Here is a 23,399-nt window from a genome sequence, read left to right on the forward strand (position 1 = left end):
TCCAGCGGCAAAAGTTGAATATTCCAATTTTTTCTGTACAATACAACCACTTGAGTCAAACCAGACTTAAGTGGCTAATAGCCAGAACAATCACAATTAAATATTCCGCCGTAGCTCAGTGGTAGAGCAGTTGGCTGTGAACACACCGTGTTTCAAGCCTGATATACTAAATACAATGAGTGTACCAGACAAAAGAACATATGCCGATCGTGCCGAGTATTTGAAAAAAGCTGTTTCTGACAGAAGAAGAAAACTGAAGGAAATGGCAATTGAATACGGGGGTGGCAAATGTCAAATTTGTGGTTATAAAAAATGCAAGAGAGCTTTAAGCTTTCACCACAAAGATGCTAACAAGAAAGACTTTGGTCTTTCTGCAAAAGGACTCACTAGATCTTGGAATAAGATCAAGAAAGAACTTGATAAATGCATCCTAGTTTGTGCAAATTGCCACATGGAACTACACGATGGTATCACGCAGCTTCCTACTGAAAAGTAGGTCGAAAACGAGGTGAATTGCTGGAAGCCTTAGCAAGTAATGTTGCAGGTAATCAGCAGCCAAGCTTGAGTTGAAAAACTCTTGAAGGTTCAGAGACTATCCTTTATGGAGTACCCAGCTCTAGATTTAATTTTCAAAATTTTGAAAATTAAATCTAGAGCTGGGGAAGCGCCTCGCATCCAACAACAGCAAAAAACTGAAAAGGATGATGATATAGTCCACCCCTTTTAGAAATATTAGGACAAGTGTAACCAATTGGTCGTAGGTTCGAATCCTACCGGCGGAGCAAATCTGAATAATCTCACATACATATGAGACTCCTTAAATAAGGAGTAATGAGAATACATAACATTTTAAGGAACACCAGAGGGTTTGCCAAAGCGGCTGATAGTGCTCTAAAGTGGCAGACAATGAAAAACAAACAGGAGGTCGAAAGAAGAGTTAAAATACTCACGTTTTGGCAAAAACATGGTACTAATACCACCAAAGATGCTTTTGGCGTATCTAGACCAACTTTATTTAGATGGCAAAAAGAACTAAATGATAGTAATGGTAATATCCAAGCCCTAGACCCCAAGAGTACTGCTCCTAAGAAACGAAGAGTGAGACAGATATCACCACCACTAGAGCAAGCTATTATCAACTGGCGTACTAAGCGACCACGGATTGGTGGGAAAAAGCTGGTACCGCTATTGAAGAAGGAAGGATTCAAGGTGTCAGTTTCCTATGTTAATCGCTGTATCAGTGATCTTAAAGAACTAGGTAGACTACCGAATCCAGTTAAGCTCTCTTGGTACGCTAAGAGTGGTACACACAAAGAACAAAGAAAAACCAAGGTTAAAAAACAAAGAAGACCACAAAAACAAGGTTTGGAGATAGACACTATCGTGAGACACATAGATGGCACTAAACGGTACATACTCACCGCCATAGACATAGAAAGACGGTTTGCTTACGCTCGTACTTATACCAGTCATTCTTCAAATAGTGCTCGAGACTTTCTAAAACAACTTATACACTATACCCCTTTTAGTATAGATGAGATACAGACTGATAATGGTTCAGAATTCGCTAAATACTTCCACGAAGCTTGTTTAACTCTTAACATCAACCATTATCACACTTATCCACGTTGTCCTAAGATGAATGCCTATATAGAGCGATTCAATCGTACCGTTCAAGAAGAACACATTATTTATCACCGATCCCTGCTTCGAGATAGTATTCCTGACTTCAATGATTCACTGAATGAATGGTTGTATTGGTATAACCATGAGAGACCGCATGAAGGACTGGGTCTTTTGTCGCCCATGGAGTATTATAGAGAACATTATGAGATAGAGTCTCAAAGGTGGTGAGATCGTACAAATCATTGACACTTTACCCAAAAAAATGTATAATTTACAAAGATTTCAAACAACCAGATAGGAGATTATTTATGTCTGAAGTAACTTTTAACTGCCGTATTGTAATTGCTGACGGTCACCCATATGTTGTATACGCTCGCTCAGGAAATCACTACCATTCGTTCACTGCTCGGTATGCAGTCAGTATAGATATGAAGAACAATAAATGTACTGTAAGTGAAATAGCCCTACAGATGGCACAACAGGCGCCCGAGGAGTTACCTTTAAGCAGACTGGTTCAAAATTTTGTCTACAGCTTCTCAGCAACCTCTTTTTCTTGTGATGAAAAAAGTGGGTGGCAAGAACTATTTGAAAAGCATGACAAATCTAAAGTAGTTACTGAATAATCTGAGCAAGTTGATGTTCAATTAAGATAAACCTATATGTTTTATAATAGCTCACTCGTGGTGTAACTAGTAATAGTTTTCACCACGAGTTTTTGTTTTATATTGATATCAACAAGTTCGAACATCCTCCACCCAGCGGAGCTAGACAGATTAAGTTTTTTATGATTTAATACAGATTGATGTAGCGTTTTAAATTTCAGACACTCGTGAGGAGAACCAAAAATGGCAATAACTGAAACCGATTACATTAAAAAGGTACCGCTTCAAAAAATTCATGCACTCATGACTAGACAGGACATGAATATTGGGTATATGTTACTTATGGGTAAATGGGCTGATTCAGCACTAACATGCGAAGAACATCCTTTTGGTTTAGATTTACCCGCATACGAGAACGATAGTTGTGGTCCTTATAAAAATAGACAAGTAAGATTTATACCAAGAACAGATGCTGATGCGGAAATCAACACGTTAATCGCCCATCTTAATTGGACCCTAGATGGTAGTAGTACAGTTTCGCGCTTGCGTGTCATATACGCAGAATGCAATGAAAACAATCCTAATGAACATTCCGTCTATGTGGAAATATGGACCAATGCAGGAGTACTCATGGCTGGCGGCTCTGATTGTGACATTGAAGGTGGTATAGCAGCCTCTAATCTCCTGGGTATAGTGCACTTACTTAAATTACTATACGTGACAGAAATTGAAACAATTGAGATACCCTATTGTATAGCAAAAGTACATAGTGACAATTTTCACAATAAGTATAGATACCTCATTTAACATTTAAATTCTGTTCTCAACATACTACCCTCAGCAATAGCTGTAGGGTAGCTTTTTATATAATACAAGTTCGAACATCCTCCACCCAGCGGAGCACAAAATCCCCTTTCGGGGATTTTGTGCTCACGTCTTATCCTAAGATAATCAATGACAAAGTTCTTATAGACCCATTTCTTGTACAGCGTGTACACCAACACTTCCTCCTAGAGTTAATGATGGTGAACCTTTTGCTATTTCTACCGCAGCGTCCATATCGTCTGCGTTTACCACCAGATATCCACCAACCTCAGCTTGATAATCGGAAACTGACATGTCGGTACCAATTATATCCTTTCCTTTTTCCTCAAAAGGTCCCATACTATCTAAAATACCCTTTCCTCTTAGATCATCTACCCAAGTCTTCCATTGATCCATAATTTCCTCTCGATTTGAATCATCGGGACTGCCGCCCTTGATTAACAATATAAATTTTTGCATAGTTATTATTTTTCTTATCTAGCAATTATTTAATTCTAACAGATAAGATGAGGGTATCCTACTTCAGCTTAAGATTATTACACCAATCACCTAACTACCGTATACCCGTGTCACACGACAAATCAACGTCTAGCATTGTGTCCGGCGTCACAGTAATATCAACCGTGCCACAACTTGGAAATGGACTTCCGCCGACTGGCTGAAGTGTGTAATTTCCAGGTGGAAGCATTGCTTTATAAACTCCAGTTTTATCAGTATTTATTATCGAAAATGGCGCATTACTATGACTGCCAATTGCGTAGACTTCTACAGTTGTAGGGTACGGTTTGTCGGCACACCCAGGATCTGGCGGTTCACGCATGACCGGACAGGTCGGACCAAGTAATACCCTACCCGATACACCTGAATCAAATGGTAATATACCTCCTCCGCCACTCATAACCACATCGTCATCCACATCAGCAATACCCTCGTCCTCAGCACCATCTTCATCACCATTGATTTCTTTTATATCTTTTCCCTCTCCCTCCCTCTCCTCATTTTGTGTTAATACTGCGAGTAGAGTTGCGACATCAGATTCACTCTTTACCTCTACCTCTAACCGCTTTGAGAGATTGGCAAGGAGCGTTCTGTAGCCTTCACTAGATATAGTCTGTTCAGCTGAAGTCACTGGTTGACCAGCGGTTCTTTGGTATGTAAGTTCATTTCCATCGAAGTGATACACGCCTTCAAGGGTTTTTACTCCACCAAAATCCGACGGCACAAGGTCCGGAAATATCTGCATAAAAATAAACGCGCTAAAACCCTCTATCGGGTGTCCACCACGTTCAACCCCGGCTTGTATGATCTCTGACTGAAAGAGTTCGCTATATTGATTTAATTCGTACCCAGGAACTTCTTTAGTTAGCTGCCAAAAAATACCAATTCCAAGCACAATGACCATAACCATCATTGGTGACAAATATTTCTTCATGTACTTATTTTACCCCAAACCCTAACTAACTTGAAGCTGGTTAGGTAAGACTATACCTATCAACCCTAAGACGCAGCTTGTAGTTTTAACAGTTTTTGTAGTTGCTGAAGTAGGTCGAGGAGTTGCAAAAGCTGTTTAATTTTTGCTTCCAATTCTTCCCGAGTCGGCTGTACCATACCCTGCTTATCATTGCTATTAACACTAGTCACAACTGGCGCGACCGGGTTCTTTAAACACGATATCCAAGGTGTAGTACTTTGCTTGTCATAAACATATTTGGCGTAGGCGAGATTATCCTCAAGAGTATTAATATCAAAACCAAGTTTTTTAGCAGTATTTAGATGAATAGATTCATTAAACTGAAATACCCCGATCATCTGACCACCTGAGCCGCCCCGCAAAACAGCGCCGCTGTTGGTGTATTGACGGAAGTTTGATTCACAACGAGCAATCTCAATCATATCTGGAATGTCCACGAAATACTCTCGAACTTTTTTCTCTGTCTCAACCTGATTACGATAATCCGAGACTCCAGCTGTGAGTGGTGTTTCAGCGTAGGCTGAGCTAGACACACCAAAAGCTACCAACAAGAAGGTAGATAGAAATATTATAGATTGTATTTTCATAGTTGGATATTATATCACCAAAACCTCTCAACCTGCACCCGTCAAACTTTTTTATTTTACCCCAACACTGCTATAATCCAAGCTATGGAAATTCCAGTTTTTAGTATCATATCGCTTATTACCGAAATATTGGTCACAGTATCAGTTTTAGTCATTATCTATAAAGCCTATTACACCGGTGTTTTTATGCGGGGTTTTGCTTTCTTTGTTCTTGGCTACGAGATCATGTTCAATATCTCATATATGCTTTCTCGAGTACTACACCACCTACCAGAACACCACGACTCACACCACGAACCTTTTGAGCTTGGACTCGCTATTTTTCACGGCACCTTTTCCTTGATAATGTTTATTGGTCTAGTTATTTTCTTTCTTATGGCTGCCAAAAAATACGCCACTGGTGAAAATTACTTTGCTAAACACCCCCGCTTCACTTCCCTCTTTATCGCCGCTTGGCTGGTATCGGTATTTTCTGGAATGCTATTCTTTTATCTTTTGTATGTTTAATATCTTATTTTTTTAACTATAGAGTATGGAAGTATTTTTTAGCGTAGCTCCAACATTATTTAACTTTATTGGAACAATTGTTATTGCCTGGGGTCTTTTGATCACAAAAGAAAAAGCTTTAGAATTAGGCATATCTCGCTGGTCAAGTGATGATGAAGAAGAAAATCTTAAACTTCCAGCCATAAGCGACAGAATTAAACAAAGGAATTTTGCAATCGTAGGATTAATACTATTAACTATTGGTTTGATTATAGAATTAATCGGTACACTTTGTTACAAGTGATATACTTACTCCATGAAAAAGGTTTTGGTTTATGGGGTTTTACCAATAGCTGTATTTTTGATAGTGCTTTATGTATTAGCTTCTTTTACACATACTGGGCGGGTGTGGTCTTTGTATTTTTTGGCGGCGCCGAAGGCGCCGCTCGCTGTGAAATACGATTGTATCAAAGAGACCAACCAAAAAGTGTACGATAAGTTTCTATTACCACTGGAATTTGATGAAGTATCCAAAAACGACTTACGAGAGTATTGGCACTTTAGCTATTATCGTGCCTGCCTTTTTAAAGCCGGCTATGACTTTTGGGGTAATGAAATACCACCAACCTCTCTACTACAAAAAGACAGTCACACAGAATATACCAACTACTTTGCAGACATATCTCTAACTCTCCCCCCTCAAACTAAACTGGCTTTAGACAATGAAGTAAATCCCGACCATGATGATTATATTATCGCCTCTATCCTAGAACTAGATGGAAATGAAATTTATATAAATGTTGACCGAAGCTACAAGCCTGCCAATATGGCGACACTGAAAAATGAGTTCGCCGGCTTTCAAAGCCAAAAAGATTTTAAGAGCCCTGACTTAGTTTTCCAAAGTGAAACAAAAGAAAACGTAGCTGCTTTTAGTGACGGTAAATTATATGGCTACGTAGTACTAATACCAAACCGACATATTGTAAAAATATATACAGACAAAGATGGGTCAGAAACACTAGACCAGATTATGACTACATTTAAAACTATTGAATAAAAGAACTGCTAATATAAAATAACCGAGGAACGACCTTTTCCGTCGCAAGCTCCTCCTCAATTTCGCACCTCGGTTATTTTAATCGTCATCATCTTCCTCCTCCCACTCGTCATCCTCGTATTCTTCATCATCTTCCCACTCGTCATCTTCCTCATATTCTTCGTCTTCATATAAACCATTAAAAACACTATCATCCACTGGATTAGAAGAAATATCAGCAGAAGTCGGTATTGGAATCGTTTCCAATTCTTCCGGCAACGGGTCAACTTGCTCTATTTCAACACTAGCGGTAGTGTCATGTATTTCTTTGTTGGCGTTTTTCTTTTTTTCGGCATAACTAGCAAAACCATACGCTAAAATTGCTGTTGCCCCAATCCAGAATACTATCAAACTAAGTACAAAAGTCTTTTTCATAATTTATATTTTAAGCAGCTACACCGACATAATATTTACTAAGTAATTGGTAAGAACTGGACTTATGCCTATGTCCACCGGAAGTTGTACCATTAAATAGTTTAGTCGCATCAATACCACAGTTATTGATAATCCTACTCTTACCACCCGGATGATACGGTATATAGTCAGTTACATCATACACCTTTCCATCAATCGTCATCCAGCAGTCGGTCGAGCTGTTGTGCTTGGCGACAGTAGCGGCGCTAATCCCCGAAGAGGTCTTGGTGGTGTTTGTGGTGGTGTTGGTAGTATTAGTTGTATTTGTATTGGTAGTAGTCTTGGTGGTGTTTGTGGTTTGAGTTTTAGTATTGGTTGTACCTGAAGTTGATTTAACCTCAACCTTAGGTTTGAAACTAAGATCATTAGTTAAATAATTCTCTACCGACCACCCTCTCGTTCCATCGTCATACGATATTCTGTACCACCAATAACCATCAGCAGCTACCGGATCTACCAATACTCTCCCAATGGTACCTGGTAACACTGTACCTACTACCCCTGCTTCAATGGAAGGCTCCTTACGAACCTTTAAACTTTCCATTGCCATTAAAGTATCAAGATCAGTATATTTGGCCGAATCACTTAGTGTATTATCGCCATTAGATTTTTCTTTATCGCCACCAAATATACCTTTGGTAATCTCAGATAAAAAACCATTCCCCTCTTCAGAAACACCTTCTGTATCTTCCACCCTTTCAAGCGAATTCATATCTGAAGACATCAGGCCAACCTCCGGCGCAGTATTATCATAAACCACAAAAGCCGCCGCCAAGAGAGCAGTAACCACTGACCAAAAGATTGCAACAAAGATAACGAAAGTTTTTTTCATAATAAATACATTCTACCCTACAAGAGCTTAAATTCTTCGGTATGAATCAAGCGACGCGGTACCCCAGCGGCAGTAAATTGCTTAATTAAACCCTGCATCATTGGCGGCGGACCACAGACGAATATGTCAGTGTTGGAAAGGTCACCACTGGTACTCTTTATGACGTCCGCTGACAAAAAACCTTTCTCATCTGATTGATGAGGAATAATACTAATATTAGAATTTTCTTCACTAATAGCCTTAAGTTCATTATAAAAAACCATTTCATCCTCTGTTTTGGTCGCATAATAAAAATCAATTACCAAGTCATCACGTTGATTTACCCTTAAGTTGCGTGCCATGTTAAGAAACGGAGTAATACCAATACCACCTGCTATCCAGATTTGACGCCCGCACTTGCCTTTAAGATAAGAAAAGCCACCAAACGGACCCTCAATCCTCGCGGTTGCTCCCGCGTTTAAGTACTTAAGTTGACCAGTCCAGTCACCAAGCGCTTTTACAGAGATGCGCAAATATTTCTCTGTAGGTGCCGAACTAATCGAAAATGGATGCACTTCTTTGGTCATACCACCATCCACAAAACTAATAAAAATAAATTGTCCGGGCACATAATGCATTACTTCATTTTCTGGACGCATAACTACCTCAATAATACCTTCCCCTAAATCATTGACCGCTTCAACTATATACGTATATCTTTTCTTAAACGCATGACCGAGCAGAGTATGATAAATATAAGCAGCAATAGCTAAAGCAGCCAGACTAAAAATATATACTTTAAGCCAAGGATTGATTGACACATCGCTCGGAATCAAAAAAGCATGCAAAGCGCCAAGAAAAAAAGCCCCACCCAAAATCTGATGGGCAAATCGTAAGTACTGATAACGCCACTTGGCGAAGAAAGTAATAACGAGAAGCGACATCATAAGTAAAAGTCCTAGGATACCGAAGTTTACCGCCCAGTCACCACCAGGAATAAGTAGCTTAGCGGCTTCAACTACAGATATAGGCACGAGTGCCACGGCCAGAGCCAATGGGTGCACTAAGATAAAAAGAAAAGCAATCGTCCCAGAATAGTGATGTATCCGATAAACCCGATCCAGACTCCCAAAGTATTCCTCAAGAAAATGCAATCTGGCACTAAGGATAATTGTAAGAGAAAAAAGTGTAATACCGACAAGAGCAGTTAATTGCCCAACACTGGTGAGAGCGGAAAATGAGTCACCAAATCGCATAGACAACGGCATCATGGTGAGCCACATAAACATAGGCAATAAAGTCGCCAAAATAACAACTGTCAATCCAACCCGATTTTTAAATATCCTTTGTGGCATATGTTTTTATGATTATACGCTAAATGGATAAAAAACGAAGAGCCTGAAATCATTTGCTTACAAGAAATAAAAGCCAACCTCAGTGATGAGATTAAAAAGATCCACTGATATTACTTATATTTTAATTCCGCCGAGAAAAACTAGTCCGTGGTCTTTACCGCACCATTGTCTGATTCGACTGCAGTGGTAGCCACACCAAAGTCATCTAGCAAGTTTTTTCCTGAGTCAACAACCACATCTTCATCAATTTCCAAATCGTTATTAGAAGTCTCAACAAACTCGTTGGTTGGAGCAAAGATATCCGGTCGCGGGTCACCCTCGACTTTAATAATCGCCCACGCCCCCTTATTCATACGAGCTAGAGCGTGGTCAACTAAGATGATATTACCTGGTACTTCAGCGGTAAATTCAACAATCGAAGCCCCGCCCGGCAACACCGCGGTAGTTTGGATATTTTGTAGTGGCAATGCCCCAATTCCTCCCTCAGCATAAACTAAATCAAAAATCTCACCAATTGGATGGAACGAAGAAATTAAATTCACACCACCATTACCAACGTAAATACGCACCTTCTCTCCAGTCTTTACTTTCATACGCGGCTCCCCATCCTTTTCAATTCGTCCGTTGAAGGTCACGTAGTTTGGATTACCGTCGAGCAAAGCCTCTGAGTCAAACACCGTTAGACCCTTTTTACCCAAGGCGCCCTTAGTATATAGTTCGCCTTGTACTAAATAAAACTCTTTATCAACTGGTGGCAGACCTTCCTTTGGTTCAACCAAAATAAGTCCGTACTGGCCGTGAGAATTGTGAGTACTGACATTCGGCGAGGCGCAGTGATAGATGTATAAACCGGGATTCAAAGCTTTCCAAGAAAATTGTTTGGTTTCTCCAGGCTCCACAAACGAAAGAGTGGCTCCACCTCCTGGACCTGTAACAGCGTGTAAGTCTATATTATGCCCATGTAAACTGGATTCATGATTGGTAATAGTCATCTCTACCGTATCGCCCTCCCTGACTCGAAGCATCGGACCCGGTACCTGCTTATTAAAAGTCCAGTAATTAAAATACACTTCATCAGCCACTTCTGATATTACTTCTTGGGTCACCAATGACACTTTTACCGTTTCACTCCAATCTCTATCAATTGGTGGCGGCACAGCATTTGGATCAGCTCCAATGTCATCTACCCACTCAAAATTACTGTAGCCTTGGAAGAAATGTAAAACATTTCTAAAAGGCAAATCTGCCGTATGACCGCCCGGATGATAACTGTGCATAAAGGCCGGCATGGCAAAGTGCGGCGGATGAGTTTCGTCACCCCACACGTAAAAAATTCCGCCAGTTATAAAAAGCGCCATGGAGATAGCCAAAGGTTTTGAATGAAAACGATAAGCCACCCTCGCTACAAAGAAAATCGAGGAGCCGATAAGTAGTAAAATGCCTATTTTTTGGAGTAATTCGTATTGAATCAACGGAAAAATTTTAAAGAAAGACAAAGCTCCCAAAAGAACCACTACCAGGACTATTGACGCAACAATTATTAAATAAAAAATAAAAGACTTTGATCGGCCTTCATTTTGTTTTTCTTCATCCATAGGTTATTTATATGACAACTTATAAGGCAAAATGACTTGCTTTAACTAATTGTACCACCAGATAAATATTAGAGCGTGAGTTAATCACCTTTAATAAATTATTATTCTTATAAATGATTTATTTAAACAATTTAGTAATATCATCAATATACTTGCCGTAGGAGCCGAAGTTATAAAAACGAGACCACAAGGCCGGTGAACCAAGGTGACTAAGATAATCGAGTAATTTAACTTTACTGCCATCGGGTAAGGTAATAATTTTCATATGCACCTTCTCAGACACCAATTGCATCGTACATTCACCAGTCACCGGATCAAAATCATCAAGGTGATGCCAAGTATAACCTTCTGGTTTTTTTGCCAGGTCTGCCGCGGCGTTAGCCAGCTCATCGTCAACACTTCTGATTCCACTCATCTTAATTTTAATCTTTGCAAAAAAAGACTCGCCTTGATAAATAACCGGTTCTTCAAGATAGATAGTTTCAGCCAAAGAGGTATAGTCGGGAGCAAAACCACGCTTTGACGCTTTTATTTCTAAACCAAGATACTCACGAGCTTTTTCTACATCAAATAACCAACCTTCGTCCTCTAATTCTCTGATTATTTCTCTTATGTATCGTTTCTTGGTCGCTCGTGACAGTCGATAAACGTTCATAAAATTCTCTAGTTGAGCTTTGGTACCACGACAAAGCATCTCGCCCGCTTCGGTGAAAAGATCGATTCCACCAGAAAACCTTCCCCGATAAACAACCAATCGATAAGCCATCTTAGTTTCTTTCATGAAAGCCACTGACTCATCTCCAATCGTTCGGAATAATGCAATTGAATTTTCACCGAAAGAATCCATTCCGATAGCCATCACATCTTCCATGTAGGCTGGGATATTTTTTGCATATACAAAAACATCTTTAAAGCGCGCTCGCCCATTATCAACAACACCGTAGATGAATTCAATACAAAAAGACATAATCAGGTACGTATCTTACAAATAGCACAACCGTCTTCAGCTGTTTTAACCAAAGCCATACCAATATCATCCAGCCAAGATTTTAGTTTGCTACTGGTTGTACCAATCTTGCCGGCAACCTCTGCAATATACTCCATACCCAAAGTAGCTGCTTTTTCAATGACCAAGAAGATTTCACGAATAGCAGTACGAATCGCTGCTCTGCCACCTCTTAGGACACTGATGATTTTTCTAATAATTGGCAGTATGGTTTCAATAGAAAATTTAGTAATTCCACCTAGAACTGTATTGATTGAAGCTTTCAAAAAAGCTAGCACATCCTCTCCTATCTTACCCATCTTGGTGAGAAGCGAACTTACGCTACTCATACCACCGGAAGAAATAAGACCTACCACCAATTCCACTATAAAACCAACAATCGCGCCGACCATATACGCTACTTTATCAAGCGTGATATCAGCAGTAAGAGCACTGAGATTGAAACTACTAACTTCTTCTACAATAGTATCTATCGCCTCGCTAAATATTCCGGAAATATCTGCACTTAAAACCGTCTGCACCATTTCATCAAGTATCTCTAGAGCTTCTGGTATTACCGTCGCGGCATTTTTAATCGCTTCCCCCGCCGCTCCTAGAGCGACAAAGATCCAACCAAGAAGATCGATAAGTCCAAGTACCGCTTCAACCAAAGCATTCCAAAGACCACAAAAATAAGCGTTAATAGCACTAATTACTTGCTCACCAACATCAGCCAAAGCTCCGACCGCCGCCTCAACCTTAGCGGTCAATTCGGCGGCAAAGATATCTACCTTGGCAAACACGCTATCTAAAATATAAGTGATATCTTCAGATTGCACCAAAACTGCAGCGTATGATTTTGACATAGCGGTCCGAACATATGACTCTAAATCTCGTTTACGACTATCAATCTCAGCTCTAATGGTACGACTAATATCTTCAATTAAATCTTCGGATAAAGATTCAAAGGAATTAACAGCTAGGTTTGAGTAGTGAGTAAGAATCGGCGAATAACCAGCCTTGCTTGAATCCCAATGCTTTTCTTTAAACTTGACCTTATCTCGCAGAAACTCGGTAACCGCTAAAATACCGTCTCCAACAAGGGAGTAAGCGCCTGACAGCAGTACTGTCTGCCAGTTGAGGATCATCAAGAAAGTAGCCAAAAATTCCATTGATGGATCCTCTATCCTACCGGTACGAATCAGCTCTGATATTTCTGCACCGGTAAAATCAAGACTGTATCCTTGGTCATTTTGATTTATAAGACTAATGATTTCCATTTGCTCACCATCAAAACGAGCCGCTTTTTCCCTGAGACCTTCCAGCTCATTCTTGAAATCATCACCAACCGCAATATAAGCCGTGCGTCCACTAAACAAATCCTTACTATTATCTTCTAAGAACAAGCATATTTCATTTGACAGAGGCTCGGCGGCCGTAAAAGCCTCCTTAAGATAACCAGCATCGCGCGATACAAAGACCCACACCTTATACTGATACTCACCCGGATCCAATGTCTTATTTCCATCTCTATCCATGAAAGCCCAAAATTCCTTAACCAATGGGGTTGATACATTTGTCTCTGCCACCAACTCAACACCACTAACTTCTTCGCTCTCAGCACTACCGAAATAATATTGTTTTATATCATCACTACCAAGACTAAAGGGCGAATCAGCCAAAGGGCTAGTGTAACGCAAGGTTGCCAGATCTTTTTCTGAGGATAAGGACATGGGAAATTAAAATTGATTATGGGTTTTCATCCGTATCGGTATCAGTGTCGACATCTGTATCTGCATCCTCATCGGTTTCGTCGCTGCTTGACCCACCCAAGACAGAGGAAGAACCGAGCAATTGTGTGTCACCCTCGTACTTTCCACAACACGGCAAACCTTCATCATCCAGATAAACAGAATTGCCCTGAATAATGGTTAACGAAGTTGGAACCCGAGTTTGCCACTCTTCCTCAACAAAACCTTCCACCTCAGCCAACTCCTCTTCAATTGAAAGATAAAGATCATCATCAGTCTCGATTACCAAGTCTCCTCCGTTCCAGATGTCACCAGTCTCTAAATAATAATCAATCGCTGATTCAAAACCGATGCGTACCGGCACCACCACTCGCGCCATACCACTTTGCAAGAAAGCTTCAAAAGTCTCGTCTGATTCGTTCAGAGTATTTACCAAATTAGCCCAGTCACACTTACCGGCCCAGTAGTAAGGATAAAATAGATACGACATAATACTCCAATCAAAAGCTTGTTCGAAGAATTTCACATGTGATGAATACTCTTCCCAACTTGAGCTTTGGTTTACTTGTGGCACGTTACAGTACATACTATCTTGGTAAAAATCTTGTCCCTGAGTTATTCCAAATGGGCTAGTCAACATCTCTATTGCCACTCGTTTGATCTCTCGCTGCTCAATACTACGGTATGAGCTAGACGGAATCGCCCCAGCCACCTCTTCCTCACTACTACTTAGAGCCGCTTCTTGCTCGGCCACATCACTCTCATATTCACGAAGCGCCTCTTCGTAAGCATCAAGCAGACTGTCATAAGCATCAGATTGCCAAGCTGCATACTCATCAGGATCAATCTCACAATTCAAGGTAACATTTAAACTGTAGCTTAAAGTACGATGTCCGGAAATTGCCACCTCCACCAAGTCACCAATTGGCTCATCCATGTTTAAGGTAAATGAATAATCCTTATGTCTATCATCATTACCGCTTCCTTTAACATCTTTTGTCCAAACCTCACTTCCAACAGTAATTCGCCAGTTGGTGCCAACATTCTTTTTTGAATCATAACGAAACGAAACACTGACATTAGCACTGGTACACTGATAGCCAGCCGGTAGAGCAACTTGCCCACCACCGGTGAATTCGTCACCTTTATCTAAATTTGAAGCATTATATGTCTTAGAGGTCGAACTGGTTTCCGTCTCTGGAGCACTGATAGTAATACCATATTCGGCTGCTAATTCTTCGTAGTTTGGCTCATCATAACCCTCGATATCAGATGGTCCCTTAATACCCAGATCTGCCAAAGTTGGTGGTGGAGTAATGCTGGCGATTTCTTCTTCAGTTACACCACTAGCTTCTAGCGCTTGCTGTTCTAGAGCAAATTTATAAAACTTAGCCGGTTCAGGAATCAAGAATTCTACCATCAGTCGCTTGCCGTAGTTTATAAGTCGATTAACATAAACAATATCGATCCAACGATATACACCGGTCACATGTTCGTCACCCTCACGGTTGTCATAGCCATGACGGTTGTTTTCCTCATACTCTTCAAGCATTTTGACAGTTCGTTTATAAGAGGTCTTTTGAACAATACGTTCAAGCGCGTTGTTTACCACTTCTTCAGCATAAGTCTTGGCGTCAGTGTCTGAGGTGGAAGCAGAGTTAGCAGAAGCGTAATCAAAATTACCTTCCGCCGATACAGTAACGCCCATATACTCACCAGACACACCAGCCGAGGCTCCCGCCCCAAGATCCGTCCCCTTTTCCAGCACCTTAGCAATTTCTGACTGCAACTCATTGCGTACCGTTGATGAAGTGTCGGTCTGATTTTCAACTTCAGATTCAGTTGACTCTTCAGTGGTAGTCTCAGTCGATGACAGAGTTCGAGTATGTCGCTCTTTGTACTCACGTGCCATAATATTTTCAATCCGTGATACTTCACCCGGCACATAACAACAAACCTCTTGTTCAACCTTACGGAAAATACCAATCCCGAGTCGATTAACCCCATACAATTCGGTTGATCCCTCCTCAGTTTCCTCTGTCTCTTCGGTTTCTTTAGTGCCTTTGCCAACACCAATTGAAGGTAGTTCAGGTATTATGTTTGGAATCTCGAGCTCCATTTCAGATCCATCATCGAAAATAAATTTACCGGTAAAACCAAAATTATCATCGGTTGAAGTGTCTATGTCCTTACCTGGAAAAAGTTTAAGGTTCAACAGACTATCGTCATTCTCCACTATCTCCACCTCCTTTCCTGAAGCGACTTTTGTATTACCTTTCTTTAAACTATAAGAAACTGAGGTGGGCTTGGCCCCAACTGTGTTAGTGTTAAGAGTAAGAAAAACATCCGACCCAAGGTCATCTGCTTCGCTTATAGTTAAGTAAGAGGTAAAAGGTTTTATGTCTGCATTACCGTCATACCGCAGAGCCCCAGTATCTCTAGCTACACTATGCAGTTCGCTCCGAGTCCGACGGATAGAGCTATTCAAGTCACTTTCCAGTGCTGTAACGGTTTTCTTTTTAGTGTTGCTGCGATCAAAAAAATCCTTGGCGGTGGTACTTAAAGATATCTTTTTGGATACAATTTCTGATCCAACAGCCGCAATCGTAGCATCCTCATCAACCTTACTACTCACTAAAGATACGTCATTCTTTAGAGTTTTATAAGTATTTAAACGACTTTTGCCACGCGCCATCTTTTGTGAACGACCAAAACGATCCAATATACCCCCTTTACCAAAACCAGAACCAGCTGAGGTACTACTATCGGTTTGTCGTTCGGTCGAAAAGGCCTTTGGTATCACCACCTTAGCATTAGCCAATCGACGCAGATAGAGTTCGACCCGCTTCTCTTTTGACGGCGACTTTGGAGTCCGCGGAGTTTCTATCAACTCAACTGCCAAATCTTTAAAATCAGTTTCCTTAAAGTGGTACAAGAAATTATCCGCTACTAAAAGACGACTGCAAGCCTGCCTAGTGACCGGCGAGTCTCGTACAATAAGTTGATAAAAAAGGTTATCCCACACAACCCGAGCGTTCTTTGCGCTAAGACCATTTAGACCAGCCAGCTTTTTCTCTACATCAGCTAAAGTAATACTGGCTCGCCGTTTAGAAAGCCAATGCGAAAAATCATATAATCCTGGTGCCAATTCCCGGACCTCTCGATAAGTTTTTATCGACTTGAATTTTTTAGCGGCTGACTGCAATTCTTCTCGGGCCGTCGGCAAATCATCGCTAAGGTCTTTAATGATCAAACTTTTAGCACTTAATTCAGAAGATATATAAATAAAACCCGAATCACGGCGGGCAGGGTCTAAAAGTTGAGGTGTTCTAAGGGTAAAAAAACGAAAAAGATCGCTAGTGACAGGTCGTTGTTGCATGAGTTGTGCTTATTAAATTAAAACTTTTAATTGCGTTCAACCATGCCACCAAGCCCCCCACTACCGTTGCGCATTACTGGTTAGTATAGCCAGACATCTTTAAGCATGCAAAAAAAATCTGTGGAAGCGCACATTCACTACTTCAATAATCCACCTTATTTAATTTTTACCCACACTAAACATGTATAATAAATAAATATTTACCACACATACCTTCTTGTATAGGATTGGTAAAATTATTTTTAATATTAAATTGTTATGTCAAATTTAAAGAAATGGATTTTGTATATCCCGGCTTTAATCTTAGTATTTATTTACGCTGGACACGCTTGGGGTGGACTCATGCAAGACCCGGAGTTTATTGAGTTAGTAGGTACCTTAGGATTTAGTGAAGAAATAACTAAATATCTAGTTTACCTTGTATTTATATTGGATGGTGCGGTTGTTCTACTTATTCTGTTTGGTAGTCGTATCACTAACCTTTCCTGGAAATTTGTTTATCTCTGGGCTGGACTTTGGCCATGGATTCCACGCTATCTGGAAATACAAGGCGGACATGAGTCAGAGTGGGGTGAGGCTTTGTTTATAACCATACTAGCTTTCATCGCTTACAAGCTCCACACCACCAAAAACATAAAATTGTTCCCAAAGAAAGAACAATACTTGTACCAGTAAAACTCGCAACAAAAAGCCGCCTTTCATGAAAGGCGGCTTTTTGTATGTTATATTTATTACGTTATTTATATAAAAGCTAAATATCTATGAAAACTCTAAAATGTGATTTATGCGAACACGAAGCTCAAGGCGAAACTTTTGAGGAGTGGATGGAAGCTCTAAAACCTCACTATGCAGAAGCTCACGCTGATTTTATGCAGCAACAAGGAAACAGGACCGAGGAAGAACAGAAGGCAGAAATGCAAAAATGGATGACGGAAAATAAAGCTAGGTTTGAGGCTGCTTAGAAACCGTCTAAAACCCCTCAAAATTGAGGGGTTTATTATTTTTATTTTATCCTCTCATACTTACCCATCAAAACAGCACTTTCTATCGCTGACTCTTTGGCTATTACCTCTACCTCATCAAGGGTTGGGACTTTAATAAAATTCACAATATCAGGCAATGCATAAAGTCGGAAAAAGTACCGGTGCTCACGATCTGGCGGACAAGAACCAACGTACCCGACCTCACCACGCGAAGATAAGCCTTCACTACCAACCATCTCTCCTTCCTTAATCACGGTTGTATCTGGCGGAATATTGTACAACACCCAATGATCAAACTTCTCTATTCCCCGACTTTCCTTCACACTATCCGGAATATCTGGATCATCCATCACTAGAACCAACGATTTTGTACCCTCTGGAACACCAGAAATGTGTAACTCAGGATTTACATTTTCACCATCACAGGTGTATCTTGCCGGAATTGACCCACCATCAGCAAAAGCTGGTGAAGTTAAAGTGAGTGCCATAGTTGTCTCATTGTTATCACTATTAATTTGACTCTTATCTTCACCCAAGCCACCATCAATCGCAACTGGTGCATGAACTGGCTTATATAAAAGATAAGAACCGACCAAAACAACCACTAACGTGAAAATAAAAATTTTATGCAGGTTGTTCATATTTGAATATTTTATCACTGTCATACTACCAGTACCAGATAAATATAACGAATAATGTATACTTAAAAAACATGACAAATACCGAACACCGTTCACTGACCAATGAACCAGTACCAATACTGCTTCGTTCTATCGCTGTGCCTGCTTCTATTGGTTTCTTCTTTAATACCATGTATAACGTCGTGGACAGTTGGGTAGCAGGTCAAATTTCCGGAGAAGCTTTAGCAGCACTCTCTGTTACCTTTCCTGTCTTCTTTATAATCATCGCCTTGGCCATTGGTATCGGTACCGGTGTAACCGCTCTTATCGCCAACGAGCTGGGCGCTCAAAAAACCGAAAAAGCCAAGCTATACGCCACCCAAACCATTTCCTTTGGTCTTATCACTTCTATCATCATAACCATTGCCGGTTACCTGGCCGCTCCAACTTTATTTAAATTTCTAGGTGCCTCTGACTCATACCTTACGGCCACCCTAGCCTATATGCAGCCAATTTTCCTTGGCTCAATTTTCATTGCCATGGTAATTATCCTAAACGGTATTCTTAACGCCGTTGGAAATACTAAATCGTACCGCAACGTGCTTGTTGCAGGTTTTTTCTTAAATGTTCTTCTTAGTCCAACCTTAGCCCTCGGTTGGTTTGGTCTGCCAACCCTAGGTATCTTGGGTATCGCTGTCGCGACCCTCATCAGTAATTTGCTCGGGCTTATCTATATTAGTTACAAAGTTTGGCAGACCAAATTAATTGACCGAGAATGCCTCAGTTGCTACCTAAAACCAAACAAAAAGATTTACGCGGACATAATGTCACAAGGTTTACCAGCCAGTTTAAATATGATGACGGTGGCTATCGGCGCCTTTATTATTACTTATTTTGTCAGTCAATACGGTAAAGAGGCGGTGGCCGGTTACGGAACCGCTATTCGTGTTGAACAAATGGTTCTTATTCCTAGTATGGGTATAAATATGGCTGTGTTAGCCCTGATAGGACAAAATAACGGCGCTAAAAGACACGACCGTATTACAGAAATTGCCGCTGTCGGAATAAGGTATATTTTAATCCTGGGAACCATTGGCACCACCATCCTCTTCTTTGCAGCTGCTCCACTCATGAAACTCTTTACAGAGGAGCCAGATATAATTGGCTTTGGAGTTGGATACTTAGCTGTCGCGGCCTTTATCACTTGGGCATACGGAATAATATTTGTGACAGAAGCCATTTTGCGCGGGCTTAAAAAACCAATCTTCCCTTTGATTTTAGGAGTAGTTAGACAGACTATAGTGCCATTAACTGCTTTTTATTTAGTGACTTTCGTTTTCACCTTAAGTATCGTTGGGCTATGGTGGAGTATTTTTATCATCGTTTGGTCATCGGCTTTGATCTCACTTTGGTACACCAGGCGACAAATGAGTCTGTAACCAGCTCCTCTTAGGAACACCCCCACAATTAAATAGGACATATAATACCGCGTCTAGTCTTTTTAATTTGTGCAGATGTAATATGATTCATATATGACCAGACGCCAACATAAAAAAGATAAAACCTACATCATTTTGAGAATAATGGCTATTTTGATTTTTCTACTCTTAATTACAATCATAGCCACCATTGAAGTAAATAAAGTAGACTTTAAAGCAAACCAACCAATCACAATTGACCCTGTAAATATAGACTACAAACACGAAACTGCCCCAAGTAGCCCTTTTCTACACTCTGAAGAAGCAGTCATCGTGGAGGTCGGCACATCTACCGAGAAAGAGGTTATACCAATTGATAAAGTTTTATTTGAATATGTAGAAGTGACAAACGGTTGCGGACCACATTTTGAAGGCGACTGTCTAAATGTCCGCAGCGGCCCCGGTCTTGATTATCCGGTTGTAGCCCAACTTAGAAACGGCATTGTTCTAAAAGTTGGTGGTAAGGTGGAGAGAGACGATGAAACTTGGTTTAAAATTATTTTTGACGAATGGCTCCGCTACCCAGAACGAATAAAAGATGATTGGTATATATCTGCTGATTATGTAGAGGTTTTATTAGACGAGGGAGATAAAACTGTTTGGGATAAAAAAGACACCGACGCCAAAACCGCGTCAAGCACTATCGCTTCAGACCAAAGTCAATCAACGACCACACCAATTAAGAAAATCATTGTCGATCGTTCCGAACAAAAACTCTACGCATACGAGGATGAAGATATCTTTATGGAAATTGATATATCGACCGGGCTAGAATTAACACCCACTCCACGCGGTGAATTTACCATCTTCAAAAAAACACCGAGCCGGTATATGCAAGGACCATTACCAAACCTAATTGATCAACAATACTACGATCTGCCAGGAGTACCCTGGAACCTCTATTTCACTCATGGCGGAGCCGTTATCCATGGAGCCTATTGGCACAATAGCTTTGGCCATCCATACTCACACGGCTGCGTAAACGTTGAACCAAACAATGCCAGAAAATTATATAATTGGGCAGACTTAGGAACCAAAGTAATCGTTCGAGACTAGACCATAAAAAACGTTTTGTGTCATATTGACCTTATTGTATAATTTCTAGACTTTGAAATCATTTAAAGTTATTTCTACTTTATCTATATTGACCGTTGTCGGAGCGACCTACGGTCTACTAGAAACTACTCAAGCCTCTCCCTCCCCTCTACCCAATGAAGACCAAAGTCAAAATATATATCCAAGGATAGTTCAGGTTGCATCCGCTAGCGAACTTGAATCAAAATCCCCTGAATCAAACCAGACCGACTCAATTAAAAAAACAGAAAAGGTCGAAGATAAAAACTATATTGCAAAAAAAGAAAAACAGACCGAGAAGACCAAACTAGCCACAGCCAGTAAAGATAATCTGATCAAGACCAACAAAACCAGCCAAACAAAAGATAATTTTTTTGTTCCTTTCTACTCTCAGTTTCAGGACATCTCTGACCCCAGTTGGAAAAAAGTCGGCTGTGGCATTGCCAGCCTGGCCATGCTTATAGAACTATATGAACCAGGAAAAGTTTCGGTCGATAGCTTACTTCAAGAAGGTATTGAGGGCGGAGCATACCTAAACGACGCCGGCTGGATACACAGCGGTCTTATTAGCTTAGCCCGGGATTATGGACTTAATGGATCAACCAACGACTTGTCAGGTTTGGGTACCGAAAAAGCCTTTTCAAAACTAAAAGAAGCTTTAAATGAAGGACCTGTCATGGCCTCAGTCCATTACACTTTTGACCCGAAAAATCCAATTCCCCATTTAGTAGTAATAAACGGAGTTGACGGCAACACCGTCTACTATAACGACCCATCAGAAAAAACCGGTGGTGGCACCATCACTTCGGAAAAATTCATCAAAGCTTGGAAAAAAAGATATATAGAAATCAGACCTGTTTAGTAAATAGAAAAAGCCTGGGTATGTGTTATATATACATACCCAGGCTTTCGCAGAAGTTTTTCCGGACACAAGACCGTAACCCAAACCGCCATTAAGGGGTTATGCTACACCCAAATGTACCCAATTGTACCTTAAGCAGTCCTGGTACGCCTCTGCAACTTGCCACTCAATGCTATTTTGCTTCGGAGGTGAATGTCCCCCCAAATAATCTTTTATCGCATATATCCTCCTCAACTACAATGCAATATTTGTAGTTGAAGCAATATAACACATGTTCTTGCTTTCGTCAATACATCTATCCTGAATTCTCACCCTAATTGCACAATCCTTTGCACCCTAATTGCACAGGTCAAGATGACATACATACTGCTTTTGTATGTCACACAAACAAATAGGACCGGAAGACTGGCCGGTTATTTCACGTATGCTCAAAGCGGGATACTCAGGAGTGGAGATTGCGCACATTATCAACAAAGATCCAAGTGCGGTTAATAGACATATTAAAGCGTATGGTGGTCGGGATAGATACGATGCTCGCGAGGTTCGCAGAAAGAAAAAACAGGCACGTATCATTGCTATGGAAGGTACTAGAATACTCAAAGGAGTATTATTACGAGAAGTGAAACGATTATTAAAACAACACTACTCACCGGAACAGATAGTCGGAGTACGTGATGACATCTCTGCGAGCACTATCTACCGATACATTAACGAACGAGCTCCACACCTTAAACAATTTCTTCGTTCTCAGAAAGGCAAGTATCGGCGCAAACGAGGCACCAAAATACGTGAAAAAGTTCGTGAAAGAGCCAAGAAACGTCGTATTGATGAACGACCGCCCATTATTGAACGTCGCTCCCGTTTGGGAGATTGGGAGGGAGATACTATGCTGGGAAGAGACAAACGAGTACGTATTGTCACCTTCGTTGATCGCAGAAGCGGGTATCTAATTGCGTATCTTCTGCCAAAATTAAATGCTACTTTACTCACTAAACTGGCGGTGGAAAAATTCAGGCGTATACCCAAAAACAAACGAAAGACCGCTACCTTTGATAACGGTACCGAGTTCAGTGACTGGGAACGGTTTGAGAAACAAACGAGTATGACTGTGTACTTTGCTTATCCATACCACTCTTGGGAGCGTGGTACCAATGAAAATACTAACGGGCTACTTCGACAATATTTTCCGAAAGACTTGGATTTCAACACCATTACTCCACAAGAACTTTCTGAAGCGGTTCGTCGTATAAATCATCGTCCTAGAAAGAGACATAATTTCAAGTCTCCACATCAGATATTTTGGAAGTGATGGTCTGTGCAATTAGGGTGGTGATTCAAGTATGTTTGAACCCTTAACCAAAACACACAAACCCTACTTTAAAGTAGGGTTTGTGTGTTC

At 40.7% G+C, this 23,399-nt stretch carries 24 protein-coding genes; 13 read left to right on the plus strand and 11 right to left on the minus strand.

Features of this window, described 5'->3' with window-relative positions; genetic code table 11:
- Positions 1-175 precede the first annotated feature (175 nt).
- From H6779_00910 to H6779_00925, 4 genes are all read left to right on the plus strand, one after another.
- Positions 176-496: a hypothetical protein gene (locus H6779_00910; GenBank protein ID USN87990.1), complete on the plus strand. Its 321-nt coding sequence runs from the start codon at positions 176-178 to the stop codon at positions 494-496.
- A 335-nt stretch (positions 497-831) separates the two neighbouring features.
- Positions 832-1,854 (plus strand): transposase, encoded by a 1,023-nt coding sequence (locus H6779_00915; GenBank protein USN87991.1) that lies wholly within the window; start codon positions 832-834, stop codon positions 1,852-1,854.
- An 80-nt stretch (positions 1,855-1,934) separates the two neighbouring features.
- A complete protein-coding gene (locus H6779_00920) occupies positions 1,935-2,249 on the plus strand; it encodes a hypothetical protein (GenBank protein USN87992.1) in 315 nt (104 codons plus the stop codon).
- 222 nt (positions 2,250-2,471) lie between these two features.
- Positions 2,472-3,035, plus strand: a complete 564-nt coding sequence (locus H6779_00925) for a hypothetical protein (GenBank protein USN87993.1) — start codon at positions 2,472-2,474, stop codon at positions 3,033-3,035.
- Positions 3,036-3,194: 159 nt separating this feature from the next.
- Here H6779_00925 and H6779_00930 read toward each other — a convergent pair whose 3' ends face one another.
- The 3 genes from H6779_00930 to H6779_00940 form a co-directional block, all read right to left on the minus strand.
- Positions 3,195-3,512 carry a hypothetical protein gene (locus H6779_00930; protein ID USN87994.1) on the minus strand — a complete coding sequence of 106 codons (318 nt, stop codon included), beginning with the start codon at positions 3,510-3,512 and terminating at the stop codon, positions 3,195-3,197.
- A 94-nt stretch (positions 3,513-3,606) separates the two neighbouring features.
- Positions 3,607-4,485, minus strand: coding sequence for a hypothetical protein (locus H6779_00935; protein USN87995.1), 879 nt, complete (start codon positions 4,483-4,485; stop codon positions 3,607-3,609).
- A gap of 65 nt (positions 4,486-4,550) precedes the next feature.
- On the minus strand, positions 4,551-5,111 hold the full coding sequence (locus tag H6779_00940; protein USN87996.1) for a hypothetical protein: 561 nt from the start codon (positions 5,109-5,111) through the stop codon (positions 4,551-4,553).
- Between the two features lie 84 nt (positions 5,112-5,195).
- Here H6779_00940 and H6779_00945 point away from each other — a divergent pair, with 84 nt between their 5' ends.
- Genes H6779_00945 through H6779_00955 form a run of 3 tightly spaced genes read left to right on the plus strand, consistent with a single transcriptional unit; the run spans position 5,196 to position 6,654 of the window.
- Complete coding sequence (locus H6779_00945; protein ID USN87997.1) at positions 5,196-5,618, plus strand: hypothetical protein; 423 nt, start codon at positions 5,196-5,198, stop codon at positions 5,616-5,618.
- A gap of 25 nt (positions 5,619-5,643) precedes the next feature.
- Complete coding sequence (locus H6779_00950) at positions 5,644-5,901, plus strand: hypothetical protein (GenBank protein USN87998.1); 258 nt, start codon at positions 5,644-5,646, stop codon at positions 5,899-5,901.
- A gap of 12 nt (positions 5,902-5,913) precedes the next feature.
- Positions 5,914-6,654, plus strand: a complete 741-nt coding sequence (locus H6779_00955; protein USN87999.1) for a hypothetical protein — start codon at positions 5,914-5,916, stop codon at positions 6,652-6,654.
- A 78-nt stretch (positions 6,655-6,732) separates the two neighbouring features.
- On the opposite strand, the gene H6779_00960 is transcribed toward H6779_00955, so the two are convergent.
- From H6779_00960 to H6779_00990, 7 genes are all read right to left on the minus strand, one after another.
- A complete protein-coding gene (locus H6779_00960) occupies positions 6,733-7,068 on the minus strand; it encodes a hypothetical protein (protein USN88000.1) in 336 nt (111 codons plus the stop codon).
- 10 nt (positions 7,069-7,078) lie between these two features.
- Positions 7,079-7,939 carry an SH3 domain-containing protein gene (locus H6779_00965; protein ID USN88001.1) on the minus strand — a complete coding sequence of 287 codons (861 nt, stop codon included), beginning with the start codon at positions 7,937-7,939 and terminating at the stop codon, positions 7,079-7,081.
- A gap of 17 nt (positions 7,940-7,956) precedes the next feature.
- Entirely contained in the window at positions 7,957-9,273 is a 1,317-nt protein-coding gene (locus H6779_00970) for a ferric reductase-like transmembrane domain-containing protein (GenBank protein ID USN88002.1), read from the minus strand.
- 140 nt (positions 9,274-9,413) lie between these two features.
- The gene (gene nirK, locus H6779_00975; protein ID USN88003.1) at positions 9,414-10,868 is read right to left on the minus strand and encodes a nitrite reductase, copper-containing; all 1,455 of its coding nucleotides are present in this window, start codon (positions 10,866-10,868) and stop codon (positions 9,414-9,416) included.
- 118 nt (positions 10,869-10,986) lie between these two features.
- Positions 10,987-11,835 (minus strand): HNH endonuclease, encoded by an 849-nt coding sequence (locus H6779_00980; GenBank protein ID USN88004.1) that lies wholly within the window; start codon positions 11,833-11,835, stop codon positions 10,987-10,989.
- A 2-nt stretch (positions 11,836-11,837) separates the two neighbouring features.
- Positions 11,838-13,586, minus strand: coding sequence for a hypothetical protein (locus H6779_00985; protein USN88005.1), 1,749 nt, complete (start codon positions 13,584-13,586; stop codon positions 11,838-11,840).
- 16 nt (positions 13,587-13,602) lie between these two features.
- Complete coding sequence (locus tag H6779_00990; GenBank protein ID USN88006.1) at positions 13,603-16,983, minus strand: hypothetical protein; 3,381 nt, start codon at positions 16,981-16,983, stop codon at positions 13,603-13,605.
- A 258-nt stretch (positions 16,984-17,241) separates the two neighbouring features.
- Between H6779_00990 and H6779_00995 the strand changes: the two genes are divergently transcribed.
- Complete coding sequence (locus H6779_00995) at positions 17,242-17,658, plus strand: hypothetical protein (GenBank protein ID USN88007.1); 417 nt, start codon at positions 17,242-17,244, stop codon at positions 17,656-17,658.
- Between the two features lie 86 nt (positions 17,659-17,744).
- On the plus strand, positions 17,745-17,945 hold the full coding sequence (locus tag H6779_01000) for a hypothetical protein (protein ID USN88008.1): 201 nt from the start codon (positions 17,745-17,747) through the stop codon (positions 17,943-17,945).
- 41 nt (positions 17,946-17,986) lie between these two features.
- Here the strand turns inward: H6779_01000 and H6779_01005 are convergent, their stop codons facing one another.
- The gene (locus H6779_01005; GenBank protein ID USN88293.1) at positions 17,987-18,454 is read right to left on the minus strand and encodes a YbhB/YbcL family Raf kinase inhibitor-like protein; all 468 of its coding nucleotides are present in this window, start codon (positions 18,452-18,454) and stop codon (positions 17,987-17,989) included.
- 224 nt (positions 18,455-18,678) lie between these two features.
- Between H6779_01005 and H6779_01010 the strand changes: the two genes are divergently transcribed.
- The 4 genes from H6779_01010 (at position 18,679) to H6779_01025 (ending at position 23,309) form a co-directional block, all read left to right on the plus strand.
- The gene (locus tag H6779_01010; GenBank protein USN88009.1) at positions 18,679-20,025 is read left to right on the plus strand and encodes an MATE family efflux transporter; all 1,347 of its coding nucleotides are present in this window, start codon (positions 18,679-18,681) and stop codon (positions 20,023-20,025) included.
- Between the two features lie 93 nt (positions 20,026-20,118).
- Entirely contained in the window at positions 20,119-21,120 is a 1,002-nt protein-coding gene (locus tag H6779_01015; GenBank protein ID USN88010.1) for a L,D-transpeptidase family protein, read from the plus strand.
- A gap of 52 nt (positions 21,121-21,172) precedes the next feature.
- Positions 21,173-22,000, plus strand: a complete 828-nt coding sequence (locus tag H6779_01020) for a C39 family peptidase (protein USN88011.1) — start codon at positions 21,173-21,175, stop codon at positions 21,998-22,000.
- A gap of 376 nt (positions 22,001-22,376) precedes the next feature.
- On the plus strand, positions 22,377-23,309 hold the full coding sequence (locus H6779_01025; GenBank protein USN88012.1) for an IS30 family transposase: 933 nt from the start codon (positions 22,377-22,379) through the stop codon (positions 23,307-23,309).
- Positions 23,310-23,399: the final 90 nt, after the last annotated feature.

The sequence above is a fragment of the Candidatus Nomurabacteria bacterium genome (assembly GCA_023898525.1).
Lineage (GTDB): Bacteria > Patescibacteriota > Minisyncoccia > Phycocordibacterales > UBA918 > OLB19.

Coding starts and splice junctions, on each gene's coding strand:
- H6779_00910 (USN87990.1), top strand. CDS start 176: ATGAGTGTACCAGACAAAAGAACATATGCCGATCGTGCCGAGTATTTG.
- H6779_00915 (USN87991.1), top strand. CDS start 832: ATGAGAATACATAACATTTTAAGGAACACCAGAGGGTTTGCCAAAGCG.
- H6779_00920 (USN87992.1), top strand. CDS start 1,935: ATGTCTGAAGTAACTTTTAACTGCCGTATTGTAATTGCTGACGGTCAC.
- H6779_00925 (USN87993.1), top strand. CDS start 2,472: ATGGCAATAACTGAAACCGATTACATTAAAAAGGTACCGCTTCAAAAA.
- H6779_00930 (USN87994.1), bottom strand. CDS start 3,512: ATGCAAAAATTTATATTGTTAATCAAGGGCGGCAGTCCCGATGATTCA.
- H6779_00935 (USN87995.1), bottom strand. CDS start 4,485: ATGAAGAAATATTTGTCACCAATGATGGTTATGGTCATTGTGCTTGGA.
- H6779_00940 (USN87996.1), bottom strand. CDS start 5,111: ATGAAAATACAATCTATAATATTTCTATCTACCTTCTTGTTGGTAGCT.
- H6779_00945 (USN87997.1), top strand. CDS start 5,196: ATGGAAATTCCAGTTTTTAGTATCATATCGCTTATTACCGAAATATTG.
- H6779_00950 (USN87998.1), top strand. CDS start 5,644: ATGGAAGTATTTTTTAGCGTAGCTCCAACATTATTTAACTTTATTGGA.
- H6779_00955 (USN87999.1), top strand. CDS start 5,914: ATGAAAAAGGTTTTGGTTTATGGGGTTTTACCAATAGCTGTATTTTTG.
- H6779_00960 (USN88000.1), bottom strand. CDS start 7,068: ATGAAAAAGACTTTTGTACTTAGTTTGATAGTATTCTGGATTGGGGCA.
- H6779_00965 (USN88001.1), bottom strand. CDS start 7,939: ATGAAAAAAACTTTCGTTATCTTTGTTGCAATCTTTTGGTCAGTGGTT.
- H6779_00970 (USN88002.1), bottom strand. CDS start 9,273: ATGCCACAAAGGATATTTAAAAATCGGGTTGGATTGACAGTTGTTATT.
- nirK (USN88003.1), bottom strand. CDS start 10,868: ATGGATGAAGAAAAACAAAATGAAGGCCGATCAAAGTCTTTTATTTTT.
- H6779_00980 (USN88004.1), bottom strand. CDS start 11,835: ATGTCTTTTTGTATTGAATTCATCTACGGTGTTGTTGATAATGGGCGA.
- H6779_00985 (USN88005.1), bottom strand. CDS start 13,586: ATGTCCTTATCCTCAGAAAAAGATCTGGCAACCTTGCGTTACACTAGC.
- H6779_00990 (USN88006.1), bottom strand. CDS start 16,983: ATGCAACAACGACCTGTCACTAGCGATCTTTTTCGTTTTTTTACCCTT.
- H6779_00995 (USN88007.1), top strand. CDS start 17,242: ATGTCAAATTTAAAGAAATGGATTTTGTATATCCCGGCTTTAATCTTA.
- H6779_01000 (USN88008.1), top strand. CDS start 17,745: ATGAAAACTCTAAAATGTGATTTATGCGAACACGAAGCTCAAGGCGAA.
- H6779_01005 (USN88293.1), bottom strand. CDS start 18,454: ATGGCACTCACTTTAACTTCACCAGCTTTTGCTGATGGTGGGTCAATT.
- H6779_01010 (USN88009.1), top strand. CDS start 18,679: ATGACAAATACCGAACACCGTTCACTGACCAATGAACCAGTACCAATA.
- H6779_01015 (USN88010.1), top strand. CDS start 20,119: ATGACCAGACGCCAACATAAAAAAGATAAAACCTACATCATTTTGAGA.
- H6779_01025 (USN88012.1), top strand. CDS start 22,377: ATGTCACACAAACAAATAGGACCGGAAGACTGGCCGGTTATTTCACGT.